This is a genomic window from Micromonospora sp. CA-263727, assembly GCF_050942455.1.
Lineage (GTDB): Bacteria > Actinomycetota > Actinomycetes > Mycobacteriales > Micromonosporaceae > Micromonospora.
Genome location: NZ_CP192031.1, coordinates 787,013 through 810,392 on the forward strand (window position 1 = coordinate 787,013; position 23,380 = coordinate 810,392).

The window sequence follows — 23,380 nt, forward strand, 5'->3', positions numbered from 1 at the left end:
CCCCCCGGCCGTTGCCTTGCCCATCTGCGGTCAGGGCAGCGGCCGGGGCGGCGTTGACGGTGCCTGCAGGTGGTCTCATCAGGCCGGTAGAGGGCGGGTGCTGACACGAAGGTAGTAGCGGGCGGCTCGGGCGAGTAGCCCGTACTGCGTGTCCCATCGCGCGATGACCCGGCCGCTCGGCAGGTGCCGCGCTACGTACTCCCGTCGTAGTGCGTCCCATCGGCCGACACACGCGGGTGCCGGCTCGGGGATCAGCTCCCAGCGTTCGCCTTGGACCGAGGTGATGTGAGCGTGGCGCTCGCGGGTCAGCGACCAGCGGTCATTGCCGGCGGTGAGAATCAGTCCGTGGTCGACGCCGTCGCGGAACAGGTGCTGGCGGCCCGCGCAGTCATGGATCAACACCACGTCTGTCTGCGCGTCGAGTGTCTGGGGCCGTGTTGTGTGGCACTGCCAGTGACCACACAGCGGCAGGTGACGTGCCGCCGCACGCTCGGCATCGGTAAGGACGGTGGATGGCATGACTGACTCCTTGGGGATGACGCGTGGCTCTGGGGAAGGTTCGCCGCCTCGCCAGAGATATTGTTACTATACCCTTTCATGTGGGTGTTGTCCAGGCTGGAGTGGTTCGTAGAGGGCGCTCGGTGATGGGCGATCGTCGCGGGTGGCGGCGGAGCTGGCAGGCTGACGCGGCTGGTTGCGAGCGTAGCGATCGGCCGGGGCGGCCGGTGTCCGTGACTCCTTAGGACGGGCGAACGGGAGTGAAGCCGCCGCTGCCGTGGATGTCGTCGGTGGTGGCCTCGATGTGAGTGTGGGTCAGGAGGACCTGCCGCGCTTTGTGGGGAGCGCCGGCCTGCAGCTCGCTGACATGTGGCGACCTCAATAGGCGCAGCGGCATGTAGTCATCGAGCTTGTGAACCCGGGTCGCCGCAGCTATAGCCCGCGAGCCGGGCAACCCGCAGCACGGGTCGTGATTCCGCCCTGCTCAACGCATCCATCGGAATGTGCCGGCCCGGCGCCGATTGGCGAGCGCTGAGACGCCGTGATAGCCGCGCGTACCGTGGCAGGCGTCGTGCATCGTACGCAACCAACCGGGAGTGCCGGGCAGGCGTCCCGCACATGAGCGGGCGCGTCGGCCGCCGCTCGCTGAGCTGCGAATGTCGTCACACCGGGGCAACGCTCGCGCCATGTTCCCTCGATGCGGTGCGGGCCGTGCGGGACGTTTGCCTCGGCGTCGGGGCACACGGAAGTCGGGAACTCGATGTGGTCGATGCCGTCGTCGTGCATGATCTGCAACCTCTTGGTTTTGGAGGGGTGGGGTTCGTTGTGCCGTGCCGGCCGGACGGTGGGTGAGTGGTGAGCCGGGGGAGGCGAGGGGGCGGCGCGTGAGCGCCCCTCGTCCGGAGCCGGGCGCTCGATGCGCCCTGATCCGGGCACAGCGCGCGGGCGAGCGGTGATGACTGGCTGGAGGTGGTCGAGGACGGCGGTCGGTCGCGCTGTTGGCTATTGCTCGTCGGAGGGCTGGCGGTCTTCGTCGGGCGGTGGGGGGTCTGGAGGCGAGATCTGGGCGTGCCTGGGAGGTAGGGGGATGCCGGTCGGGGGCCTGGTGTGGCCCCCGACCGGCTGTATCAGGCGGCGAGACGGCTTTCGGGCTCGGACCCGGCAGGTTCGTCGGTGTTGTCCGAGGCGCTGGGCGTCCCCTCGTCCGGTCGGGGCTCGGTCTTGTTGTCGGCGGTGTCGGTGTCGAGTCCGGACAGTGGCTCGTCGGGCTTCGGGGCGGTGATGACGGTCAGGTCGGCGCGCTGCTTGGTGCGGTTGGCGACGGCGTCGATGATGAGCTGTTCGACCTCGCCGACCTGGAAGCCGTTGGAAACGCACCACTGCAACCACTTGGCGACCGCCGGGTCGGGTGCCCGCCAGGAGGATCGGGTGATGGCGCTCTCGTTGGCGGCGGCGATGGCTGCGAGCGAGATGACCGAGAACCGGCCGTCGCTGACACCGCGTGCGGGGACGCGCTTGGTGCCGGGCCGCTTGGTCTTGCCCGGCGACAGGAGTTCGTCGAGCATCTTCCGGCCGCCGTTGATCCAGGTCGAGAGGATGTAGCCGGAGTCGGCAAGCATCTCCGCGATCAGCTTCGCCGTGCCCTTAGGCGGGGCCTTGGCGGTCAGGAACGTCGTCAACCACTCACGGCGGACCGTGTTGGCGACCTCCATGGCCTTGTTGTTCTCGATGACCAGTCGCCGTTCGGCCTTCTCCTGCTCCGTCATGGGACCGCCGCGAGTGAGGGCCACGGCGTAGGCGGGCAGGGCGTGGCCGTGCGCGCGCCAGTCGGTGCAGTAGCAGGTTTCGGTCAGCCGCTCGTCGTAGGTGAGGAACAGCCGCACGGTGTGTCCGGGGCAGCCGCTGTGCCCTTCGGCGTCGAGGCGGTTGCCCTCGGCGTCGCGTAGGTCGCTGACCTCCTTGATCTTGGGGTGGTTGTACCCGGGGTGCTCGGACAGCAGCGTGACCCCGGCGTCGACAAGCTCGGCGCGTCGGGCAGCCTCTGCTGCGATCGCGGCGCGCGTGCCCCGATACTGCTCGACGGCACGGGCGAAGGCGAACGGCCCGTTCTCGGCCTCGTCCAGCAGCATTTCGACGCATTCGGGTTCGTCGGCGAACTCGGCGAGCACCGCGACCTGGGTGAGGTCGAGCCCGAGGGTCTGCGTGCGCTCGGCAGAGCGCTTGTCCAGGGTGGCGAATTGCCGCCCGGCCCTGATTTGCTCCGGCTTGTAGCCGGTGCGCCGGGCGATTTCGTCGTCATTCATGCCGTCGAGGGCGAGCTGCTGGATACCTCGGGCCTGCTGAGCTGCGGTGAGTTCGGTGCGGTGGACCTGCCGGAGCATGCTGATGAGCTGTTCCCGGTTGGCGGCCAGGTCGTCACGAACTATGACCTGGATCCACTTCTGCTTTGCCTCGACGGCGGACCAGTAGCGCTGCTCGCCGTCGATGATGAGGTATGGGCCTTCGTCGCCGAGCCCGAGCGGCGTGACGATGAGTGGCGAGAGGAGGCCGCGAACGCCGTCCTGGTGCAGGTTCTGCACGATGCCGGGCAGAGCCTGCGCGTCGTCGCGGGCGTTGTTGGAATTCGGCTTGATGTTCTTGACTTCGACCATGCGGTGCCGACCGGGCAGTTCGGGCATGTTCTGGGCGTCGTCGGTGGCCTGGGCGCTGGCGTCGGTGTCGGTCGTGACTGCCTCGGCGGCCTCGGGAAGGTTGGTGGCTTCCGGGGAGTCGTCGGGGGCCTCGCTGTCGATCTGCGGTGCGGGTGCGGTTTCCGTAAGCACGGTTCGTGCTCCCTTCGGATTGTGGGTGTTGGTTGTCCGGGGCGCGTCTGGGGTTGCCGTCCAGAGCGCTCCGGTGGTTCGTGGGGCCGCTGTCGATAGCGGTAGCGGCGGGCCTCGCGCGGATCGCTGTGGAGTTGTCAAGGAACGGCGCTCGATCAGTCAGGCGGCGGTGGCGACAGCGGTGAGGTGTGGCCGGTTGGGCGGTGACGGCATGGTGCAGTCGGTGCAGGTTCCGCCGTTCCACCGGTGCGGGCTGGCACCGTCGCCCGCCGGGCAGGGCAGGAGCTGGAGGTCAGCGAGGTGTGCCCGGTTGAGGCAGACGGGGCAGAGACCCCAATTGGCGGTTGGCGGGCCGGAGATCGGGGTGTCGCAGTGCCCGCAGCAGCAGCCAGCCTGCCGGAGGGCTTGACCGATGATGTCCGCCGTGGCGATCGCGCGGCGGGCGTCGGCGGCGAGGCCCTTCCACGCGGCGGTCTTCTGCACGCGCTGCCAGTCCTCGTCGCTCAGGGCGGGGCAGGGCAGGGTGGCGGGGTCGTCGGCCTGGGCGTGTAGGTATGCCTCGACCTCTGCGCGGCCGAACAGGGGGCCGGTCCATTGGAAGGTGCGGGCGAGTACGGATACGAGGTGTCGTGCGTCGGGCTCCGCGAGGTGTCGCGGCAGTGATACGCCGTGAGGCAGCCCGATGAACATGGACATGGTTGCTCCATCGATCGAAGGGGATCGGCATGAGACGGCACGCGAGGATCGAGCGTGTCCGGCGGGGCACCGGCGAGGTCTTGCCGGTTCGGGCCGCTGCGGGTCGGGTGCCGCTGGTGGCGGCACCCGGCCAGCGGTCAGAGCGTGGCAGCGATCTCCATGGCGCGGATGCCGACGTTTTCCATGTCGAACGCGGTGTCGGGGTCGCTGAAGGTCTGTGCGGCGCTGGTGACTGCGTGCAGCATGCCCCCGGCGGTGCGGTCCCCGCAGTCGATGAAGTGGTTGAGGATCAGGCGCTGCTGGTCCTCGGTGAAGCGAAGTCGCTGCCCGACGACTCGGATGGTGTGGTCGGGGTCGGGAATGCGGCGGCCCGCCTTCTCCTCGATCTCCTCGATCTTCCGGCGGACGTAGCGAACGTCGAGGAAGCGGCGTACGGCGTCGCGGGCCTGCTTACCGATGAGGCTGAGATTCGCCTCGTGGGTGTCGTTGCTCCACCGGATCGTGCCCTCATCCATCTTCGCGCCGAGGTGCACCGCGCGCAGGGCATCCTTGGTGATGGTGACGCCGTTGTCGCAGACCTGAACGACGATGCGCGGAGTGATGGTCATCGCGCCCTCGCCGGTTTCGCTGTTGGCGAAGACGAGCCCGGCGAAGACAACCGGGTTGTCCGCGCCGGTCGCTCCGGTGAAGGGGCTGCGGTAGTTGCGCAGCAGAGTCGGAGCGAGGGTCTTAATGGCCTCGGAGTGAACCCGGACGACCATACGCCGTTCACTCAGGTCGCACGCAAGATTTACCCGCAGCCCGGACTCACGGATTCCGGACAGCACGGACATCAGAACGTCGAGGTGGTCGATGATCTTGTATCCGTCGCTGAGGAAGGCGCGCAGAATGCCGCCACCGTTGCCGTCGGACAGGCACCGGGCAAGGTATCGCTTGCCGTGCTGAAGATCGAGCCAGCCGTTGACGTTGGCGTCATAGAGGTGCAGGGCCTGAGCGCGGGTCTTGCGCAGGTAGCCAGTGGGGATGCCCAGCTTCTCGCCGAGCCCGCTATCACCGATCTCGGTGGGCAGGTACAGCCCATCGGAGGAGGTGACACCAGTGTCAGTAAGGACCGGCTCTGCGCCGGTGATGCGTAGGTTACCGGCTTCGGCCCGCAACATCCCCGTTCCGGCGACGATGTCGAGCTTGTGCCCCTGCTGCTGATTGAGGATGGAAGTCAGGTCCGCCAGCGAGGCGTGCCGAGCAGTCAGAGGAATAGTGCTGATCGCATCACTCACGATAGTTCCTTCGGTTGGGTTGTCGGCTATTCGGTCGGGGGTTGCCACCCCTCCCTCACATATTTAATGGTACATGACGCTACTTCGGATGTCTAGTCGGATGGCCCAATCTGTTGGCGATGACGACCAGGAGTTATCTCGGTCGTTGAATGTTGCTGAGTGCAGCGCGGTCCGCGCATTCCTGCGGCTCGGAGATTCTTCCCGGCGGCCTGATCTACGATCGACCATTTTTTGTGGTGGGGGGCAAGCTGGTGTGTGGCTTGCCCCCCACCACAAAAAATGGTTGCCCTTGGGCAGGTTGCTGGGAAGAATCGGCCGCTGCTCTGTTCCTTCCCGGAGCCTGCCTCGCCGGCGAGGCGCCGCGGTTCAGCGGCGGGACGCTGACCGGGCCGGAGGCCATCGGCCGCAGGCCGATTTCAGCTGGCGGAAGCGGGAGCGTGCCCTTAGCAGACGGGGCTGCGACGGGCGATCACCATTGGCTCGTCAAGCAGCCGGGCGGCGGACCGGCGATGGGCGGCCCCCGGGGGAACTGCCGTTGTCACTCGCATTGCGCGTGCGCCCGACCGCCTGTGCCTCTTCTGTTGATCCACTCCTGCACGCGGCGGCGCTTCCAGTAACGAACCATGCCCGGCCCGGGTGCCGGTTCCTCATGATCGAAGAAGGGGAGGTAACCGTCCTCGTGGCGACGCCACGCCACTCGGCTGAGGTCGACGTACCTATCCCATGCCCCTTGGCTGACCTCCAGGATCTTTCGAAACTCGGTGGCGGAGATCAGTTCATCCGGTTCGCCGACGAGATCCACGTGATGAACGCGTGCTCTGGCGGACTCGACGATCTGCGGCAAGAGGACGTCTCGGACGCGCTTCAAGTCATTGAGAGGAAACCATGACTTCTTGTCTAGCTTGACCGGCGCGGGCCAGCCCGAGCCCTGTAGTCGTTGCTTGGGTGAGGTCTTGAGTCGAACTGTCGCCTCGGACCGACCGGTGAACTCAGCCGCCCCGCCGATGTCGGTGTGCGGTTGGCCACCGATGCTCCGGATCTCCATGCCTGTCCCTGCGCGCGACTAACCGGCGGTTGCAACGACCGGGGGACTTCATCCGCGGACAAAGTGGCAACCCCCCGGTCGCCTGAAACAACCAACAATCCCCACCCCACACCGCGGACGCCGTGAGGCCGAAGAGATTCTGATGCTAGCAGCCGGCCCTGTGGCTGTCGGGCCACTGGGCTCCGTAGCGGAGCGACATCGTAGGCGCCGCTCAGGGCTGCTACATCAGGGCGTGACCGCTCGCGTGGCGTTCGCTCGCCGTATCGGCGGGCGGGGGGCAGCGGGAGGGTGACGGTTGGACTGCCGTTGACGGGATGGTCTGCTCGTTGCGCCGTGCGAGCAGCACCGCTCGTTCGGCCCGACTGCCCGGGCGAGCCTCCCGCTGTGCCGCTGTCCAGCCACGATGCCGGCGGCGGATGAGTGTGTCAAACACCGGCTGAACTTTGACCCCTCTGTTCCGGGCGGGTTCCGGAAGCACGGGGTCAGTTCTCAGGGCCGTGCCCGCGCGTCGTCCGCGTCCTGGTCGAGGTGACGCCCCGGTCGGCCTGGCCCGAGGCGATCGCTCTGTCGCGGGCGGTGATTGGGTGGGTATACGTCTCGCGGTCGATCCGGGCGGCGGCGACCAGGTCGAGGATGCGTCGTGCCTTCGCCGTCGCCTGGTCGTGCAACTGCGGTGGGCAGCGGGTGTCCACGATGAACGTGTTGTCGGTCAGGTCGAAGTGCACGGTGGTCGGCACGGTGACGGCGGTCATGCTCTGCTGGCGCACGTACAGGCTCATGCGTGCCCGGGCCTTGCCGGGACATGTCGGCCAGACGCCCACGTACTCGGTGTTCCAGGCGCGGTACTCGGTGTTCGGGGACAGCCGGACGTGGGCGGGCTTGCCGTCGCGCAGGTACGGCCAGGGGCCGTTGCCGTAGCTGATGTCGCCGAAGACGTCGAGGTCGTACGCCCAGTCCCCGGCCGGCGGCCCGCCGAACGACCGGTGCGCCCCGGGTGGGTCCACCGGGGCTGGCGCGGCCTGCGGTTCGGGTTCAGGTGGGCGGGTGTTCGTGGCAACCCGTTCTGGCCCCACCGTTCCAACTTTTCCCAGGACCAGTGGGATCGACGTGCACCTGTATCCAACTTCTGCTGGCCCCACCTGCCCGTACGTCCGAGAGCTGGCCGACCGGCCGGGCCGAACCGCCCGAAGCGGGCCCCGTTGCTCGGTGGCAAGCCGACCCGCACCGCAGGCGCGTCCACGCGCCGAGGAGCGGCAGCACGCTCTGGCCTGGGCAGTCGTGTCGGCCGCTGCCGGGGGTGGGGCCAGAAGAAGTTGGTACGGGCGGCACCACCCCTCGACGCATCGATGCCCGTGTGGGGCCAAGAGAGGTTGGAATCTCGCAGGTGGGGCCACGAGAAGTTCGTCCGCTGGTACCAAGCCAACCTGGTCGAATCACCCGTCGGCCAGCGTCTCGGCCGGTCCGGCCGGGTCGGGCGTGGGGGTGGTGTGGGGCATGGGGATGCCTTTCGATCGTCGGCCTTCTGGTTGGAGGTGGAGTTCGAGTGCCGCCCCTAACTCAACCTATAATGATACCCAATTCACTCGGCTTTGGGAAGCCGGGAAAGCCACGATTTGGGGGGAGTGACGTGCGAAAACGTGGTCGGGTGCAGCCGTCGGCGGTGACTGGTTGGCGTGGTGTCGGCTACTGGCCGAACAGCGCGAGTTGATCCGGGTTCGGTCGCGGCCGGCGGGTGCGGCGTGCTGGCGCGTTGGCGGGGCGGACCGGCTCCGGGTGCTCGGCGGGGTGTTGTCCGTTGGTGCGGTCGCGGGCGCAGGCCCGGACGGCGTCCAGGGCCTTCTCCCGCCAGTGCAGCGCGTAGGTGAAGCAGTTGCGGCAGTCCGTCGGGCGGCGGGCTCCGGTGACCGGGTGGGGTCGGCTGAGGTGGTGGCAGTCGGGCAGCATCAGGTGTTCGTCGCGGGCGGTCTTGGACCACGCTTGGCTGTCGGAGCTGTCGATCAGGTGTCCGGCTACCCGCAACGCGTTGAGGGACACCCCGAAGCTGTGCATACGTAGGTTCAGGCCGAGTTCGGCGAGGGTGCCCAGGACGCGGGCCACGCCCTTCTGGGAGCCGCGTCGGCAGATGCTGCCGATGCCGACCCGCCGGCCGGTGAGGTCGATGCCGGCGCGGGCGTACATCTCGACGTGTTCGACCCCCACGGCCACCAGCCCTGCAATGTGGGCAGCCAGTCGATCATCGGGAACTGTTCGGCGAGGTAAAGGTAGGACTCCAGGGTCAGTTCCTGGTGTTCGCGGGTGGTCTTGCCGGTGCGTCGACGGACGTCCGGCTCGCAGGGCCAGTCCTGTACGCCGACGAAGTCGGGCATCAGCTCGCGGGAGGCGTGCCCGACCGCTTCGGCGAAGCGGACCCACATCGCGCCGTAGGCGTCGGGCCACAGGTACCAGGGGTGCTCGCGGCGACCGCGGGTGTTGAGCATCAGGGCCGCGTAGGCGCCGGAGTCGCCGGCCCAGGGTGTGCCGAAGGTCTGCACGGGCCAGTCGTCGCCCTGCTGTTCGTAGCGGCTGGCGTACCGGGCGAGGGTGGTCGCGGTGATGAACAGCGGCACGGGGGAGTCGCGCAGGTGGTGCGGGTGTCCGACGCCGAGGTAGAAGGTCATCCGCCGGGCGGGGTCGGGGTGGAACTCGCTGCGGGTGTAGGGGGTGACCGGCCCCCACTGGCTGTGCCAGCGGTCCGGGCCGAGGCCGTAGCGGGCGACGTGCGCGTCCCAGCCGGCCCGGCGCTGCGCGACGCTCGGCGGTGGCGGAGGCCACTTGGTGACGCCGTCGCGGCGCATGAACTCGGGGAGCCGCTGCGCCCGCTGCGGGTCGACGCCGTACGAGGCGATGGTGCGGCGCCGGATCGTGTCCAGGTCCTCGACGCTCATGCCGGCGCTGGCGAGGTGTCGAAGAGCGCGAGCTGCGCGACCGGCGGGCGCAGGACCGGGATGACCTCGGCGAGGATGCGGCCCATGGCGAAGCGCAGGGCCTCGGGGTCGATGTACCCGCCGAGCACCTGCGCGTGGTCGCGGCCGTAGGTGCGCCGGTACGCCGAGCGGTGGTCGCCGCGACCGAGCGCGTAGGGCGGGTCCGCCACGATCAGGTCGATCGGTTCGTCGGCCTGGGCGAGCACGGTGGCGGCCGCGCCGAGCACCAGTTCGGCCTGACCCGGGTCGCCGGGCAGCCAGAGCAGCAGCGCCCGGCGCAGCCGGGCGGTGGTGCCCTCGATCAGCCAGGCCGCGCGCTGGTCGTCGTCCGGGCGGGCGCGGCCCTGGCGGCGGAGGGATTGCAGGGCCGAGCGGATCCGGCGCTTGTACTGCTCCTGCCCGTCCTGGATGATGCGGCGTCCGTCGGCGCGGTCGGCCAGGCCGGTCCGTTCGGCGAGTTGGTACAGCTCTGGCGGGGTGTAGCAGCCGGACTCCAGTGTGCGCAGCAGGTCGGCGGCGGTTCGCAGCGGGCTCATGCGGCGGCCCTGACCAGGTCGGGGGCCTTCGGGTACGGCCCGAGCGGCAGCGGGGCGTCGTCGTCGAGGTCGGCCCAGTCCGGCCGTAGGTCCCGGTTGATCGTCACCGGTCGGAGCTCGACTTTGAACTGCCGGGCCTGCTTCTCCGTGCCGAGGGGCTTGAGGTATCGGTGGCAGCCGGGGTGGCGGACCAGGGTGACGCCGACGTCCGGGTCGTCGCGGACGGCGTCGCGCAGCCAGTCGGCCGGCTTCTCGCCGGCGCGCATCGGCCGGGCGCCGTATCGCTCGACGAGGCGCCGTTCGGCCGCCTCGTGTCCGGCCTTCTGCTGGCGGATCTTCTGCATCGTGACGCCGTTGAGGTACGTCCCGTCGGGGAGTTGCCACTGGGTGCGTCGCTCGCTTCGGCCGGCGATGCCGAACCCGCCGGCCTGGTAGATGAAGCCCGCGTGGCCGACGAAGATGGTTCGGCCGGTGGCGTCGATGCGGGGGTACGGGTCGGCGAAGGACAGCACGGCCGCCACGCCTTTGGAGAAGAGGTACTCGCGGCAGCGGGCGTCGAACCAGCTTTCGGTGTTCCCGGGCTCGTCGTCGGCGATCACGAACCGGCCGCATTCGAGGGACTCGGTGCCTGGTGCCAGTTCGGGGTAGGCCAGCCGCAGCGCGTCGGCGCTGGTGACGCAGTAGGAGGCGACCCCGACCAGGACGCCGTCCCGGTAGAGGCCGAAGGACTTGCGGCAGGCGACGTGCGATCCGCTGTAGTGCCGGGGGATGACGAAGGCGGCGGCGGTGGCCCGGTCGATGAGGTGGACCTCGTAGTTGCGGGCGTCGAACCGCTCGTGTGGGGTGGCGAGCTGCCATTTCTGCTGGCGATCGGCGGTCCAGCGCTGGCACCACAGCGACGAGGTCGGCAGTTCCAGCATCGGCTGCCCGGCGGCGTGCCGACGGCGTCGCGCGGCTCGCGGCGGGGCGGTCCGCGCTGGTGCCGGAACGGGCTTGTCGAGGGGAAAGGGAAGGGTCAGTTGGGTGGTCATAGGGGTCACCAGGTTCGTGAGGGGCCGCGGTGGGCGGTGCGGGCACGAGGCAGGGGGCCGGCTGGCCGGGCGGGATCTGATCGCGCACCCGGCCAGCCGGGAAGGGAGAACGGGGCGGGCCCGCTCAGATCGCGGCGACCGCCGACGTCGGGGTGTCGGTGCTCGGCAGGCAGTCCCGGCAGCGCCGGTGGTGGCACTGGTACGCCTGGCACGGTTCGTCGCGGTCTGGGAAGCCGCAGCGGCTCAGGTGCCCGCACTCCTGGTGCCGGTGCAGGTGCGCGGCGAGGTAGGCGCCGCTGTTGGACCATCCGGCGCCGCCGAAGTCGGTGGCCGACCGTTGCCGGCTCAGCACCGGCAGCACCGGCAGGGGCAGTTGCTCATCAGGCGCGACAGCCAGCGGGACCGGTCGGGTCGTGGTGCCGAGCGGCACGACGACGGTGGCCACCTTCAGCCGGATGATCGGGAGCCAGCATCGGCGGATTTCGTCGTCGCGGGTGCGACGTCGCGCGCCATTCTTGTTGAGGGTGTAACCCCGCAGGCTGTTCCAGCCGTCGTGAGGACGCTCGCCGAGGCTGATGACGTGTAGGCGGTAGCCCGCGGGTCGGCTGCGGTCGACACCCGGGCCGACGTCGATGACGTCACCGGGGCGGACGATCGGGGCGGATCCGCCGGTGGCGGTGGGGTGCTCGGACACAGGGGTGCTCCGGGGGTGTGCGTTGGGCTTCTGGGGGAGTTCGGGTTGCCGACCCTCACTCACCTATAATGATACCCTATTTCTAGGGTGGAGGGTAGTTCTAATTCATGGTCTGTCCTGGGAGAATGCGTGCCGCCCGGACCCGACGGGGGTCGGGATCCCGGGCGGTATCGGGAGTGGCCTGTACGGCGGGGCTGAGCGCGTCGAGCTGGCGGGGCAGGTCGAGCCGGTGGACGAACCGCCACAGCTCGTCGAACGCCGGGCGTTCCTTCGTGGCGCCGGCCACGGCCACGGTCAGGTAGAACGACTCCGTCGTCGGGTACGGCGGCGTCGCGCGCTCGATAATCAGGCGTGGTACGCCGTCGACCGTCTCGATCGTGCCGCCCCGGGCGACCTGCTCTGCCGCCAGGAGTTTCAGCAGGTCCGTGCGGGTGCCGGTGGCGACCGCGCGCAGCGACCGCCACACGTCCGTGCCCTTGTCGGACAGGTCGGGGCCGAGTAGCCAGCCGCGCCCGCTGCTGTCGCGTCGGTCACCGCGGCGTCGGTAGATGCGCCGCACCTCGTACAGCTCGGCCGGGCGGGCGTCCAGGTCGGCGGCGGCTTGGTCGACCAACTTGCCGAGGCCGGCCCGGCGGGCGATGTCTGCGGCGGACCGGTCTCGGTACAGCGTCATCCGAGGGTTGAGCGTGCGGGCGTTGCGTTCCAGGCTGATGGCCGTGCGGACCTGCTGCGGCTCGGCGGACCGCCGGCGGATCATCCGGGCGATGTCCGGACCGGCCTGGTATGGGCAAGTCACATGGAATAGTGAAGGTGGGTTTTGGCGTGGGCGTTGGTCATGGCGCTGGTGCGGCTGGGTTAGCTCTCGATCGCTGGGAAGCAAGATGACCTCTTTGCTGGCGCTGTTCTGGGTGAGGGCGGGCGTGATCGGGCATGTGCGCTCCTTTCGGGCTGAGGCCTGCCTGGTGGCGGACTCGATGGCAGGGGAGAGTTCATGGCTGGCGGAGGGCCTTGGTAGCCAGTCGGTCTGACGGAGGCTTGCGACCAAGCGGCTACGGGCGTCTGCGGGCTGGCTCGTCCCGCGTGGGAGACTGACGCGGTGAGCTCAGACGTTCCCCGCACGGTCAAGGCGGTGGATACGTCGGAGTTGATCCGGCTCGACGCGGAGGCGATCGAGTGCGGGCTGAACCGCAATCACGGTGCCGGGTGGCTGGTGGAGTTCGCCGATCCGCAAGCGGTGCACTATCTGTGGCCGGTGCTGGTGCACCGGACGGTGCACCAGCCTGCGGTCTCGCCGCATTGGCGGTGCATGCTGTTGCTGACAGTGCGAGACGGCCAGCAGGTCTTCTCACTGTTGGATGTCCTGCCCGCCTCGTTCGAGGGCCTGCCCGAGACGCTGGACGCGGCCACGAAGACGGAGATTGCTCACCGGCTGGAGCGTGGGGGTCTGCTGACGCAGGCGCAGTGGGCCGACCTCAACCCCTGACCTGGTACTGGTTGACAGTGACGTGCTGATCGGCCCGATACTCGACGGGTGATCTATGCGGCTGCGGGCGCCTCGGAGGGCGATGAGGTCGAGTCCGTCGATCTTGACTGGGAGCAGGGTCGCAACCTCAACTGCTGTCGGGAGCCCGGGGATGTCGACGCGGCCTTCGACCGAGGGGAAGAGCACGTCGGGGTCGCGCTGATCGCTCTGGTGCACAACAACCCCGACACCGATGCGGTCCTGCCCAGGGTCGCCCGAGGGCTACGGTCGCCGAATCCGGAGACCCGTCGACAGAGCCTGCTCGCTCTGACGCATACAGCTCGACTCCATGGCCGGGTGGACGCGATCACCTTGGAGCTGCTTCACGCCCTGCTGTCCGACCGGACTCCGATCAGCGTCGAAAGTGCGTACGAGGTGCGGGGCACGGCGACTCAGACGGTCGGGGACCTCCAGGTGTTCCTCCCGTCTGAGCAGCTGCCGGCCTGGGTGAACCACTTCACCGGCTGCTGAGGGTTGAGAACGCCCGAGGCCAGCGGCTCCGCGCGGACGATCGGCGGCGTCGATACTCTGAGCGGCTGTTTCGGCCGTCTCAAGCCGGTTGGTCAGGGGTGGTGGTTCTTGGTTATTGCGGTTTGGTTGGCGAGTTGTCAAGGCTGGCGAGCAGGCTGGCCAGCGGAATGAAGGGGTGCTTGTCCGAGCCACTGCTGTAGGTCGGTCAGGGCCAGTGGCTCGTAAGCGTTGAGGTGCACCACTTTGTTCGAGCGAGGGTGGGGCCCCTGCCTCAAATCGCCGATCCAACCCGCAATGACGTCGGCCTTCGTCGTCAGCGGGTCGACGCCGTGCTGGCGGCAGTAACGTTGGTGGTCCTCAACCGCCCGCCCGCAGGCATCTTCGGAGCCCGGCCGATGTGCTCGGTGAACTGAAGCCACCGGCGGCCGTGCTCGTGCTCAGCGAGAAGCGGATACTTCGTCCACCCGATAGCAGTCACACCTGAACAGCGAGCGCCCCCGCGGGGATGCTCGCGAGCCTCGGACCTCCAGATTCTGGACCTACGTCTGCATCCGCGCCCATGAGTAGAAGCCAAGCAGGACGAGGACGGCCACGAAGCACCAAAACATTCCCCACCGGAACGCCGGCCATGACCAGCCTCCGGCGGACTCCTGCGCGGCTATTCGGGCCGCCTGGGCGGCCCCTTCCAGCGCCGCTGCCGTTTGGGCCATGCCGGCGATGTGGGTCGAGGCGCCGGCCAGCCGCTCAACCGACTCGTGAGCGACCTCGACGCGACGTGCGACGTCGTGAAGGCCCTCTCCCGTGCTTTGGATCGCCTCTATCCTGGTAAGGGTCTGCGACATTCGATCGTGAAAACCATCAAACTGCTGCAGCGCGCACATAAGGGTCTCTGCCGAGCGTGGTAGATCCTCCAGGCCGCGCGACGAGTACATGAGCATTTCCACGGAGTACGGCAGCCGGCTCAGGCTCGACGCTGAGTAGCTGAGCATCTCGGCGCTTTGCGGCAGATGCCGTAACTCCTCCGCGGACGACCTGAGCGCTTGGGCGGTCTGTGCGTCGAGGTAGGGGCGTGTGAAGGCGTCCGCGACGAGTTGCTTGACCAAGTCCAGCGTCTCACTCCCGACGCCGTGCACTTTGGCAAGCGCCGCATCGATGCCAACCCGGGTGTCGTCGATGGCCTCGGCCAAGATCACCCTCAAGCGATCCTGCGTCAGCCAGTCGATCTCGTCCAGTTCATCCGACAGGTCACCCTCGACCTGCTCCTTCCAATCAGTAAGAAGATCGACTGTGTAGATGTGCAGGTTCTCCTGGCGATCGACCACCTTGTGGTGAGGCTCGCACAGCAAGATCAGGTTCCGGAAGTGATTTCGTTCAGGATTCGACATCTCCGAGTCGTAGCGGGCGCTGGTCTTCTTCAACCCACGGATGTGGGCGATCTCGACCTTGACCTCCCACTCCTCGTTCACGAAGCGCATCACCCTTGTCGCGCAGCTTGGCTCGTAACAGTGCCCTCGGCTGAGCATGAACAACGCCTTCTCGCATCCAGGCGAGTAGTTGCGGTCACCCATCGAAGCTCACCCGTCCCTCCGAACGACTCATGGAGTTTGACGCTAGGCGACAGGTACGACACCTACGGTGAGCTAGCTAGGCGTTCGGGGTGACGACCGCGCCGGCAACTGGTGAGATCAGCTCTGTTTTGTGAGCGGCCATCCCGAGTTCGGCAGCCAAATTCCACATAAGGCAGAATCCGCAGCACGAGCGCGGCCACTCGAAGCCGTACCAGCGGTGCAGTTCGGTGAGGCACCGGTCGCGGTCCCATCCGGCGTCGATCAGCGGGTACCAGGGCTGCTTGCCCGGGATGGCCAGGTCGGCACCCATGCCGTGCGTCTGGGTCACCAGCATCACGCCACCGCCGTCGGCGGGTCGAACAGCGTGCCCTGTACCGGGGCGTCGGCCGGCAGGACGCGGCCCACGTTGCTTGGGTCGGCGACCAGGACATAGTGCCGGTAGCCCAGCGCTGCCGGGGTGGTCAACCCGTACCGGCCGGCCTGTTCCACCTGGGCGACGTCGCCCACGCCCCAGCTCCGCAGCGCGGGCCGCCACTGCCAGGGGTCGTGGTCGACGTCCATGGTGGTGACCTGGTCGCCGTCGAGGACGACGATGGACCGGTGCGCGGCGGAGTTCCAGTTGCGGTCTTCGGACCACAACCGGCCGACCGTCACCCGGGCGGTCACGACAGCTCCAGCGCGTCGAAGAGCGAGCCTTGCTCGGCGCATCCCGTCGCGGCCGGCGCGGCCCCGAGGAGGTGCCAAGGGCCGGTTGGCGCGTGCGCCGGGCAGTGTCGCTGCGGCTGCCGGGTGTTGGCGAGCACCGGGACGTGGCAGGTCGGGCAACTCGTCCACTGCACCTCGAACCCGACCGGCCCCGGCGCGGGCGCGATCGAGGCGAGCGGCCGGTTGTGCTGGAACGGGTCGTCCAGGTCGACCTCGACCCGTTCGTAGGCGGCGGCCGTCGCCGGTGCCATGCGCTTGGAGATGGCCAGGTCCCTCTTGGAACCCATGATGCACAGCCGGCAGCTCAGCCGGGAAAGGCCCTCGGAGTAGGCAGGGTGGTACGGCACACCGGACTCGCGGATATCGGCCCAGACCTCGCGCGCGGTCATGTCGTGGATGGGCAACCAATCCCAGACATGCCGACTGGCGGCGGCGGATGCCTTGAAGCTGAACGAGAACGGCGGTCGGGCGGCCCGGTCGTCGGACTCTTCGGCCCGGAACCCCATGACCTGCAAGACCCGCACCGGGCGGGACAGGCCCCGCTCGGCGCGTACCTGCTCGCAGATGGCCTCGGTGAACGCGCGGCCGATGGCCGTCTTCCAGTCGGACGTGCTTATCTGCACTTCACTCGATTGAGTGAATGACTGGCTTTTGCGGGAGCGCTGGCGATCGGCGGTGGTACAAGCCGGAGCTTCGAGGTGGTGTGACCCGAGGCGGGGGCAGGTAGCCGGTGTTGCGATGCCGTGGACGACGGGTTGACTCTGGCGGCCTTTCGGGCGTGGCAAGGAGTGCCGCTGTCGCGTTGAATTAGAGACGGCAGGCGATGTCGATGGCGGCGATTCTGGGGAGACTACGTGGTCAACGTGCGGAAGTATGGGCGAGGGGTTGTGCCGGCGTTGGCCGTGCTCTCGCAGGGAACTTGCTACTGGCCAACCTGCGACGAGCCGATTGTCAGGTTCGTCGGGGGGATCCCTGTGAACAACTTCGAGATCGCGCACATTCGCGCGGCGAACGAGGGTGGCCGGCGCTATGTGGCGCGGATGACCGATGAGGAGCGCAACAGCTTCGACAACCTTGTTTTGCTTTGTATCGTTCACCACAAGATCGTCGACAAGATCCGCCCGGACGAATTTTCGATCGAGGTCCTTGAAGCGTGGAAGGACAACCGTGAAGGCCCAGGGCATGCAGCGCTGCGTGGCCTGCGAAGTTTGACAGAGGACCGGCTGCAAGATCTCATCGCGGCGTCGTTCGCCGATGTGACGGCGCAGATCGATGAAGCCGTCGACCGTCTGAGCGCTATCGATGCGGAGGCGGCCAGCCTGTTGCGACCCTTGGTGGAGCAGTTGGCCGAGTCGAAGTTCACGAGCCGGTACCCGAACGAGGACGTGGCCGCCATGCTGTTGAGAGCGGGTCAGAAGCTCGGTCATCTCGAGGACTCGGCTGCGACGCTTAGCAGCGCGGCGGACAGGACCGCCGGCCTTCAGGACGGAGTAGTAGCGCTTGATGCGGTCGTTGAGCGTTTGGCGGGTTTGCTTGAGAACTTCAATGCGGTGGAGCGGCGCCTTGGTCGGTTCCGCAGCATGATGTAGCGCTTCGGACGGTGCTGTTTCGGGGTCGAAGTTATGCCCAGTGTGGGGGCGAGGGATGGGTGAGGGGTGGCGGTGGGTCAAGCGTTGTCACCCCTTGGCTGTGGTATGCCGAGCTGGGTGAGCGATCGGCGTGCGAGGCGTTTGGCTTCTTCGCGCTTGATGCGCAGGAAGGTGAGGGTCAAGTCGAGTCCTTCGATTTCGCCGAGCCAGTTCTCGTGCTCGGCGTGTTGGCGGCGTGCGAGTAGGGCGTGCGAGTAGGTCGTGTTCGAGTTCGTTGAGCCGGTTGATCATCTTCGGGTTGACGCGCAGCATTGGGCAGCGGATGCAGGCGTGCTCGTGTTGGCAGGGGGTGCCGTAGGGGCGTGCGCAGGAGCCGAGTTCGACCTTGCGTTTGTCGAAGTGCTCCTCGAACTCGGCCCACTCCGATTCGGCGACCGGGCCGTACTCGTCGTCGGGCCGGATCCGGCGGCGTTGCTGGAGGTGGGCCTGGTAGTGGCGGACGACGTCCTCGTCGAAGACGGCGACGTAGCCCCGTGTGGTCTGAATGTTGAGATGTCCGAGCAAGGCGGCGCCGATGTGGATGGGCAGCCCGCTGTTGACCAGTTCGGTGGCGAAGATGCGGCGGAAGTCGTGCGGCGTGAACCGCAGGTTGGCGAATGCCGGGTTGTAGGCGGCGATCGCGGTGCAGACGCGGCGTAGCCGCAGCAGGATCGTGCCGCCGCTGGTGACGGTGGCGGTGGTGCCGTTGCGCCGTTGGAACAGGAACGGCAGCGCGGCGCTCCAGACTTTGTCGAGGGCGTCGAAGCGGCGCAGCAGCGGGATGGTGCGCCCGCCGGTGGTGTGCCGGCGGATGATCGAGGCGATGACGTGGAACAGGTCGGCCGACATGGGGATGACTCGTTCCCGGTCGGTCTTGGAGGGGGCGACGACGAGCAGGGCGATGACTTCACCGTTGGCGCGCTGGTATTGGCGGATGCTGAGGTGGGTCAGTTCGCAGAGTTCCTCGATGCGCAGGCCGGAGTGGCGCAGGGTCTCGACGACGGCCCAGTCCCAGAACGCGTCCTCGTCCTCGGGTTCGGTGTTGATGACCATGCCGGAGGGCAGCTCCTGCACCCGGACGGCGGCGGGGCGGCCGGCCTTCAGGTGGGCGCGGTCGGTGTCGCTGACGTAGCGGCGGTAGCCGCGCCCGTTGACGGTGAAGGTTTGCCCTTCGGCGGTGGTGGCTGCTTCGGCGTGCAGGCGAACGGCGTGCTCGTGGCGGGCTTCGACGTGTGCGACGAGCACGGGCAGCAGCGGCTGCCGGACCCGGGTGCGGTCGGTCGAGCGTTCGTTGATGCGTCGGCGCCGGGCGCCGAGGCCGCGGATGTCGGTGGGCGGTACCGGGCAGGGTGCGACCCAGGCGGCCCATCGTTCGGGTTCTTCGGCGGCCCAGGTGTGCAGGTCGAGGTAGAAGCTGCGGACGCCGATCACGACGTCGTCGACCTGCAACCGCGGCGTGCCGTCATCGCGGAAGCGGATCTGGTCGCGCCAGGTGGCGTAGATCTCGGGCGGGATGCGCAGGTCGGTCTGGCCGGGGTTGAGCTGCTCGATTCGGCACCAGAAGTTTCTGACCAGGTTGATGACCAGCGTGGTGAGCGTCGAGTAGTCCGAGTCCGCCCGTCGGCGGGTGAGGTATTCGATGAGTAGCTGGCGTACGGCCGCGTTCTGGATCGGGTACCGGTCGACGAGTTCGGTGACGGTCTGCTGGCCCCGCAGCATCGCTTCCCGCATCGTCTGCGGGACGGTGGGCGGGAAGTGGCCCATGCGGTGCAGGACGTTCCAGGCGCCGCGGCAGATGAACCGGTTGGCGACCTTTTCGCCTGGGTGCAGGATGGCGCGTGCGGCGCGGTTTTCGTGCGCGTGGTGCAGCAGCGACTCCGGGGTGACGTCGGCCAGCGCGACGCCTTGGACGGTGAGCAGGCCGCACATGTCGGCGATCGCGTCGCTCTGGTGCTGGTGCGACATCGGATGCGCCTTCACGTGCTTGACGTAATCGTCCAGCAACGGATCGTTTTGCGCGGCGACGAACAGGATGTTGTAGCCGGAGAACGGATGTCGGCGGAACGCCAGCAGGCTCGGCTGGATCGCCCGGAGACAGAACAGTTGCCGCACGCCCAGCGACAGTCCGTAGGTCGCGCTGCGGCTGGCGTCCAACGACCCAGCGCCGAACTCACCGCGGCCCAGGGGGCTGGCGTCCCACCGCTGCTGCCATGTGCCACCAGCGAACTCCGCCAGGTAGTCCAGCACCTCCCGGGCAGCCGCCTGCCGCTGCACCCGGCTTGGTCGTGTCCCCGGACCGAACGAACCGGCAAGTTCGGCGAGGGAACTGGCAGCGGCGTGGGCGAGGTCGCCGAACGGCCGCGGCGGGACCGCCGCGACCGCGGCAGCGGCCGGCATGGTCCCGGACACGAACCGGCTGGCGAACCCGAGTTCCTCGACGTAGGGGCCGTGCCGGTGATGGCGGTGGCTGTGGGCAGTGGTCACGTTCGTCCTAGGCACCGAACACCACCAGCACGTCGGCCGGGTCGTAGCCAGGGCTGTAGATGGTCTGCGGCCGAGGTTGGCTGTAGTGCTCGGCGAGCTTGTCGAACAGTTCCTCGACCCGGGTGACCAGATAGCGGCCGGTCACCCGGATATCGGCGTGCCGCAGGATCGACTGCACCTCGGCGAGGGTGAGCTTCCCGCCGTTGGCCATCCGGATCGCTGCGGTGTGCCGCAGGTCGTGCAGCGTCCAGTTGGTGCCAAGCCGCTGGTTGGCCCGCTGGATGATGCGCCGCAGTGCGGAGTACGTCAGCGGCTGGACACGACCACGCCGGGTCCGCCATACCGGCTCGTCGGCGGGCGGGGTGCCGTGCTCGTCGAGGTAGCTGGCCAGGTAGAGGAACGCCTGCGGCGACGCGGGGATCACCTGGCGCAGCCGGGTGCCCTTGGAGATCACCCAGACCCGTTGGCCGGCCCAGTCGATGTCGGCGAGCGTCACGCCGAGCAGCTCGGCGGCGCGGGCACCGCTGGAGACGAAGAACTCCATCAGCGCCCGGTCACGGTCACAGCTCATCGTCGCGAACAGCTCATCCCACAGAGGGTCCGGAATAGACCGGGGCGGCTGGTCGGACACCCGCTGCCGCAACCGGCCTCGTCGGTGCTGCCGGGCAACCTCCAGCGGGCTGCGATGTGCCAGCGCGCGCCGCCGCTGCGCGGCGGCCGGGACCGGGTTGACCAACGGGCCCCGACCGACGTGTGCGTGGTAGGTGTAGAAGCCGCTGACGACACTCAACGCGTGATTGATGGTCCGCGGCGCGTAGCCGCGACGAAGACTCGCCTTACCAGTCCGCAGGTTGACCGCGCCTGGCTCGGATGTGTCACCAGCCGTGCGGCGACGCTGCGGGTTGTCCGACGCACGCAGCCACGCCGCCAACACCGCAACCTCGGCCTCGGTCGCTTTCTCCCACGCCACATCCAGCAGCCACAGCAGCCGAAACCACCGCAGCAGACCGAAGCCGTAGCTGCGGCAGGTCAGCGGGCTGCAATCGCCGATCGCCAAATCCCGCAGGTAAGCGGTAACCGGCTCAATCTCGACGCCAGCAGCGTCGACGACAACGACCGGCGGATGCACTCGCCCGCTCACCGCGAGCGAGCCGACGTTGGGAAGGCCGCACCGGCCCTCAACGAGCAGACTGCGTAGGTCCACACCAAACTCCTTGATCACGGTCATGAACGCCCTGATCAACGAGGGAAAGTAGGTGCAGATAACACAGCAGAAGCGCGTCCACATCGTGGCCCAACTGCGCGGCGACCCGTCCCGCTTGCGGCGGGTGGCGAAGTCGTCGAGCAGGTCGCCGTCGACGTCGCGGCGGGCGTAGTGCATCAGGCCCGCCCACTGCTCCCGGTCGGTGAGTTTCGCGCCGGCCCGGTGGGCGTCCCACAGTGCCCAGCCGTCCGCCCCGGACAGCGGGATGCCGGCGCGGGCCGCCTGCTCGGCGGCCAGCTCGGGGACCTGCTGCCACTTGATGCGCGGATCGTCGCTGCTGGTCCGCGGGTCCTTGTCGAGTACCAGGTGCAGCACCGCGACCCGGTCGAGCACGCCAGCGGCGGCGAGGATCCGCAGTACGCGACGGACGGCAGTCTGACTATCCTTGCCCCCGCTCGTGTGAATGATGATCACGTCGTACCAGCCCAGCCAGTCCGGCGAGTCGGGGCCGGGCGCGCTCGCGGCCTGCTGGATCAGCGCCAGCTTGCGCGTCACGGCCGCGGTGAGTTCCTCGGGCGTGGTCGTGGGCGGTACCGCGATCGTCACCATGCGCGGCTCGACCACCAGGCCGATCGCTTTGCGGCGGGGCTTGATCTCGACCTTGCAGGCGAGCCAGTCGGGCAGGTTGGCGCCGGCCAGCGCGCGCACGTACGGCGTGGTCGCCCCGGTCATCGGGCTTTTCCGCCCGGTCGCCGAACCGTTGCGGCGGGTCGGGAGACGGCCGGCAGGTCGTGAGTAGACACGGACGCTCCTGGGGTGGTCGGGCCTCTGGTCGGAGTCCGTGTTGCCGTCCCTCACTCCATCTATAATGATACCCCATGGTCTGTGGGGACGCCAGTCGCAAAGTGGCTCTGGACTGGGAAAACGTGGCACGGCAGGAGGCCGAACGTCGCCCGGACCGAGGGGCGGTCGGGCGGCGTTCGGCGCGAGTGGCTAGGCGGGGCGGGCGCTGGGTCGCTGCGCCCCGTACGGTCGGCGGCGGATGCGACGGCCGGTGGGCACGTGGGTGATCTCGGTGGCGCTGCCGGCGTCGACGACCACCAGCGTGAGCGTGTCGTCGGTGTTGATCCGCCAGATCCGGGCGGAGAAAACGCCGTAGCAGGCGTCGAGGCAGTCGACCAGGGTGACCGGTCGCCCGTCGCGCCACCGCTCGTAGAACTGGTTGCCCCAACTGAAGCAGTAAAGGCCGCTGACCCTGGCCGGGCGAGCGCCGGTCATCGGTCCAGTTCCCCGTGCCGCGTGTCGGCCGGGGCGACGACGTTGGCGGCGTACCGGGTGGCGCGGGTCTCCTCGAAGGTCAGACCGAGGTCGCGGACGTGCCGGATCACCGCGTCAAGGCCGGCGTCGGTGACGCAGCTCCACTGGCCGTTGTCCAGCCTGATGTCACGCAGCTCGCCAGGGGCGCCCTTCCATCGCCCGAACCAGGAAGCCGGAAGGCCGAGCAGCGGCGCCAACCCTCGGAACTGGTCCTCGCTCATGCCCAGGACCATGACGTCACGCTCGGTCGTGACACCGCCGATCGGCAGCCGCTCCCAGGTTTCACCGTCGGGCCAGTGCCCAGGGCCGCCGATGTCGACCCCGACGGAGGGGCGGCCGTCGACTAGTACGGTCAGGGTGTCGTCCCCGACCAGCACGAGCCGGTCGGGTTGCCGCCCGGACGCCTCGATGACGACTTCCCGCCCGGTGCGCGGCGGGAAGGACTGGCCCAGCGCGCTCGGAAGGTGCATTTCCAGCAGGTTGGCGTGAGGCATGACGGCGGCACCGTCGTCACTGGTGTTGAAGTGGCCCGGGTCAGCGTCGTAGGCCGCGATCAGGTGCAGGTGGACCTCGTCGATCGTCTTGGCATTGAAGGTGGGCGGGTCGCCGAGGGCGACCGCGTCAGGGTGGGCCGCGAACGGGCCGCAGTCGTCGTACCAGAGCAGGGTGCCGTCGGCGTCGCGGACGTGGACCAGGGTAATGACGGTTTCGGCGGTGACGACCTTCTCGTCGTGGTCGAAGACCACGGTCACGGCCGTGGCCAGCGCGGGCAGTCCGCGCAGCAGCAGGCAGGCCAGTCGGCAGCGCTCGTTGGCGTGCGCGATGGCGGCTCGCTCGGCGAGCCGGGCCGCGGCCTGTGCAGCCTCGCGGGCCGTGTCGATGGCGGGCGGGTCAAGGCAGGTTGGCACGAGGTTGCCTC

Annotated in this window: 24 protein-coding genes; 4 read left to right on the forward strand and 20 right to left on the reverse strand. The window is 68.5% G+C overall.

Annotated elements, in window-relative coordinates; genetic code table 11:
- Positions 1-78: 78 nt before the first annotated feature.
- The 12 genes from ACQPYA_RS03750 to ACQPYA_RS03805 all read right to left on the reverse strand — a co-directional run bounded on the left by ACQPYA_RS03750 (position 79) and on the right by ACQPYA_RS03805 (position 12,358).
- Positions 79-519: a hypothetical protein gene (locus ACQPYA_RS03750; RefSeq protein WP_433531235.1), complete on the reverse strand. Its 441-nt coding sequence runs from the start codon at positions 517-519 to the stop codon at positions 79-81.
- Positions 520-1,625: 1,106 nt separating this feature from the next.
- Positions 1,626-3,320 carry a ParB/RepB/Spo0J family partition protein gene (locus ACQPYA_RS03755; RefSeq protein ID WP_433531236.1) on the reverse strand — a complete coding sequence of 565 codons (1,695 nt, stop codon included), beginning with the start codon at positions 3,318-3,320 and terminating at the stop codon, positions 1,626-1,628.
- A 159-nt stretch (positions 3,321-3,479) separates the two neighbouring features.
- Positions 3,480-4,016 carry a hypothetical protein gene (locus ACQPYA_RS03760; protein WP_433531237.1) on the reverse strand — a complete coding sequence of 179 codons (537 nt, stop codon included), beginning with the start codon at positions 4,014-4,016 and terminating at the stop codon, positions 3,480-3,482.
- Positions 4,017-4,153: 137 nt separating this feature from the next.
- Positions 4,154-5,293 (reverse strand): DUF932 domain-containing protein, encoded by a 1,140-nt coding sequence (locus ACQPYA_RS03765; protein WP_433531238.1) that lies wholly within the window; start codon positions 5,291-5,293, stop codon positions 4,154-4,156.
- Between the two features lie 538 nt (positions 5,294-5,831).
- Entirely contained in the window at positions 5,832-6,338 is a 507-nt protein-coding gene (locus ACQPYA_RS03770) for a hypothetical protein (protein WP_433531239.1), read from the reverse strand.
- Positions 6,339-6,820: 482 nt separating this feature from the next.
- Positions 6,821-7,342, reverse strand: coding sequence for a hypothetical protein (locus tag ACQPYA_RS03775; protein WP_433531240.1), 522 nt, complete (start codon positions 7,340-7,342; stop codon positions 6,821-6,823).
- A 679-nt stretch (positions 7,343-8,021) separates the two neighbouring features.
- Positions 8,022-8,498, reverse strand: a complete 477-nt coding sequence (locus ACQPYA_RS03780) for a DUF7221 family queuine tRNA-ribosyltransferase-like protein (protein WP_433533372.1) — start codon at positions 8,496-8,498, stop codon at positions 8,022-8,024.
- Positions 8,396-9,262 carry a DUF7221 family queuine tRNA-ribosyltransferase-like protein gene (locus tag ACQPYA_RS03785; protein ID WP_433531241.1) on the reverse strand — a complete coding sequence of 289 codons (867 nt, stop codon included), beginning with the start codon at positions 9,260-9,262 and terminating at the stop codon, positions 8,396-8,398. Before ACQPYA_RS03785 ends, ACQPYA_RS03780 begins: the two co-directional genes overlap by 103 nt.
- Positions 9,259-9,837 (reverse strand): hypothetical protein, encoded by a 579-nt coding sequence (locus ACQPYA_RS03790; RefSeq protein WP_433531242.1) that lies wholly within the window; start codon positions 9,835-9,837, stop codon positions 9,259-9,261. Before ACQPYA_RS03790 ends, ACQPYA_RS03785 begins: the two co-directional genes overlap by 4 nt.
- Positions 9,834-10,868: a hypothetical protein gene (locus ACQPYA_RS03795; protein WP_433531243.1), complete on the reverse strand. Its 1,035-nt coding sequence runs from the start codon at positions 10,866-10,868 to the stop codon at positions 9,834-9,836. The genes ACQPYA_RS03790 and ACQPYA_RS03795 overlap by 4 nt, the downstream gene beginning before the upstream one ends.
- A 124-nt stretch (positions 10,869-10,992) precedes the next feature.
- Positions 10,993-11,562 (reverse strand): hypothetical protein, encoded by a 570-nt coding sequence (locus ACQPYA_RS03800; RefSeq protein WP_433531244.1) that lies wholly within the window; start codon positions 11,560-11,562, stop codon positions 10,993-10,995.
- 100 nt (positions 11,563-11,662) lie between these two features.
- The gene (locus ACQPYA_RS03805) at positions 11,663-12,358 is read right to left on the reverse strand and encodes a hypothetical protein (protein WP_433531245.1); all 696 of its coding nucleotides are present in this window, start codon (positions 12,356-12,358) and stop codon (positions 11,663-11,665) included.
- A gap of 85 nt (positions 12,359-12,443) precedes the next feature.
- On the opposite strand from ACQPYA_RS03805, the gene ACQPYA_RS03810 reads away from it, so the two are divergent.
- The 3 genes from ACQPYA_RS03810 to ACQPYA_RS03820 all read left to right on the forward strand — a co-directional run bounded on the left by ACQPYA_RS03810 (position 12,444) and on the right by ACQPYA_RS03820 (position 13,555).
- On the forward strand, positions 12,444-12,590 hold the full coding sequence (locus tag ACQPYA_RS03810) for a hypothetical protein (RefSeq protein ID WP_433531246.1): 147 nt from the start codon (positions 12,444-12,446) through the stop codon (positions 12,588-12,590).
- A gap of 101 nt (positions 12,591-12,691) precedes the next feature.
- Positions 12,692-13,045 (forward strand): hypothetical protein, encoded by a 354-nt coding sequence (locus ACQPYA_RS03815; RefSeq protein WP_433531247.1) that lies wholly within the window; start codon positions 12,692-12,694, stop codon positions 13,043-13,045.
- Positions 13,046-13,093: 48 nt separating this feature from the next.
- Positions 13,094-13,555 carry a hypothetical protein gene (locus ACQPYA_RS03820; protein WP_433531248.1) on the forward strand — a complete coding sequence of 154 codons (462 nt, stop codon included), beginning with the start codon at positions 13,094-13,096 and terminating at the stop codon, positions 13,553-13,555.
- A gap of 539 nt (positions 13,556-14,094) precedes the next feature.
- Here the strand turns inward: ACQPYA_RS03820 and ACQPYA_RS03825 are convergent.
- From ACQPYA_RS03825 to ACQPYA_RS03840, 4 genes are all read right to left on the reverse strand, one after another.
- Complete coding sequence (locus ACQPYA_RS03825; protein ID WP_433531249.1) at positions 14,095-15,123, reverse strand: hypothetical protein; 1,029 nt, start codon at positions 15,121-15,123, stop codon at positions 14,095-14,097.
- 76 nt (positions 15,124-15,199) lie between these two features.
- Positions 15,200-15,457 (reverse strand): hypothetical protein, encoded by a 258-nt coding sequence (locus ACQPYA_RS03830; protein ID WP_433531250.1) that lies wholly within the window; start codon positions 15,455-15,457, stop codon positions 15,200-15,202.
- A complete protein-coding gene (locus ACQPYA_RS03835; RefSeq protein WP_433531251.1) occupies positions 15,457-15,789 on the reverse strand; it encodes a hypothetical protein in 333 nt (110 codons plus the stop codon). The genes ACQPYA_RS03830 and ACQPYA_RS03835 overlap by 1 nt, the downstream gene beginning before the upstream one ends.
- Positions 15,786-16,451 (reverse strand): phosphoadenosine phosphosulfate reductase family protein, encoded by a 666-nt coding sequence (locus ACQPYA_RS03840; protein WP_433531252.1) that lies wholly within the window; start codon positions 16,449-16,451, stop codon positions 15,786-15,788. Before ACQPYA_RS03840 ends, ACQPYA_RS03835 begins: the two co-directional genes overlap by 4 nt.
- 351 nt (positions 16,452-16,802) lie before the next feature.
- Between ACQPYA_RS03840 and ACQPYA_RS03845 the strand changes: the two genes are divergently transcribed.
- Complete coding sequence (locus ACQPYA_RS03845; RefSeq protein WP_433531253.1) at positions 16,803-17,417, forward strand: hypothetical protein; 615 nt, start codon at positions 16,803-16,805, stop codon at positions 17,415-17,417.
- An 87-nt stretch (positions 17,418-17,504) separates the two neighbouring features.
- Here ACQPYA_RS03845 and ACQPYA_RS03850 read toward each other — a convergent pair whose 3' ends face one another.
- The 4 genes from ACQPYA_RS03850 to ACQPYA_RS03865 all read right to left on the reverse strand — a co-directional run bounded on the left by ACQPYA_RS03850 (position 17,505) and on the right by ACQPYA_RS03865 (position 23,369).
- Positions 17,505-19,940 carry a site-specific integrase gene (locus ACQPYA_RS03850; RefSeq protein ID WP_433531254.1) on the reverse strand — a complete coding sequence of 812 codons (2,436 nt, stop codon included), beginning with the start codon at positions 19,938-19,940 and terminating at the stop codon, positions 17,505-17,507.
- Positions 19,941-19,947: 7 nt separating this feature from the next.
- The gene (locus ACQPYA_RS03855; RefSeq protein ID WP_433531255.1) at positions 19,948-21,876 is read right to left on the reverse strand and encodes a tyrosine-type recombinase/integrase; all 1,929 of its coding nucleotides are present in this window, start codon (positions 21,874-21,876) and stop codon (positions 19,948-19,950) included.
- Between the two features lie 261 nt (positions 21,877-22,137).
- On the reverse strand, positions 22,138-22,422 hold the full coding sequence (locus ACQPYA_RS03860) for a hypothetical protein (protein WP_433531256.1): 285 nt from the start codon (positions 22,420-22,422) through the stop codon (positions 22,138-22,140).
- Positions 22,419-23,369: a hypothetical protein gene (locus ACQPYA_RS03865; RefSeq protein WP_433531257.1), complete on the reverse strand. Its 951-nt coding sequence runs from the start codon at positions 23,367-23,369 to the stop codon at positions 22,419-22,421. Before ACQPYA_RS03865 ends, ACQPYA_RS03860 begins: the two co-directional genes overlap by 4 nt.
- Between the last annotated feature and the right edge of the window lie 11 nt (positions 23,370-23,380).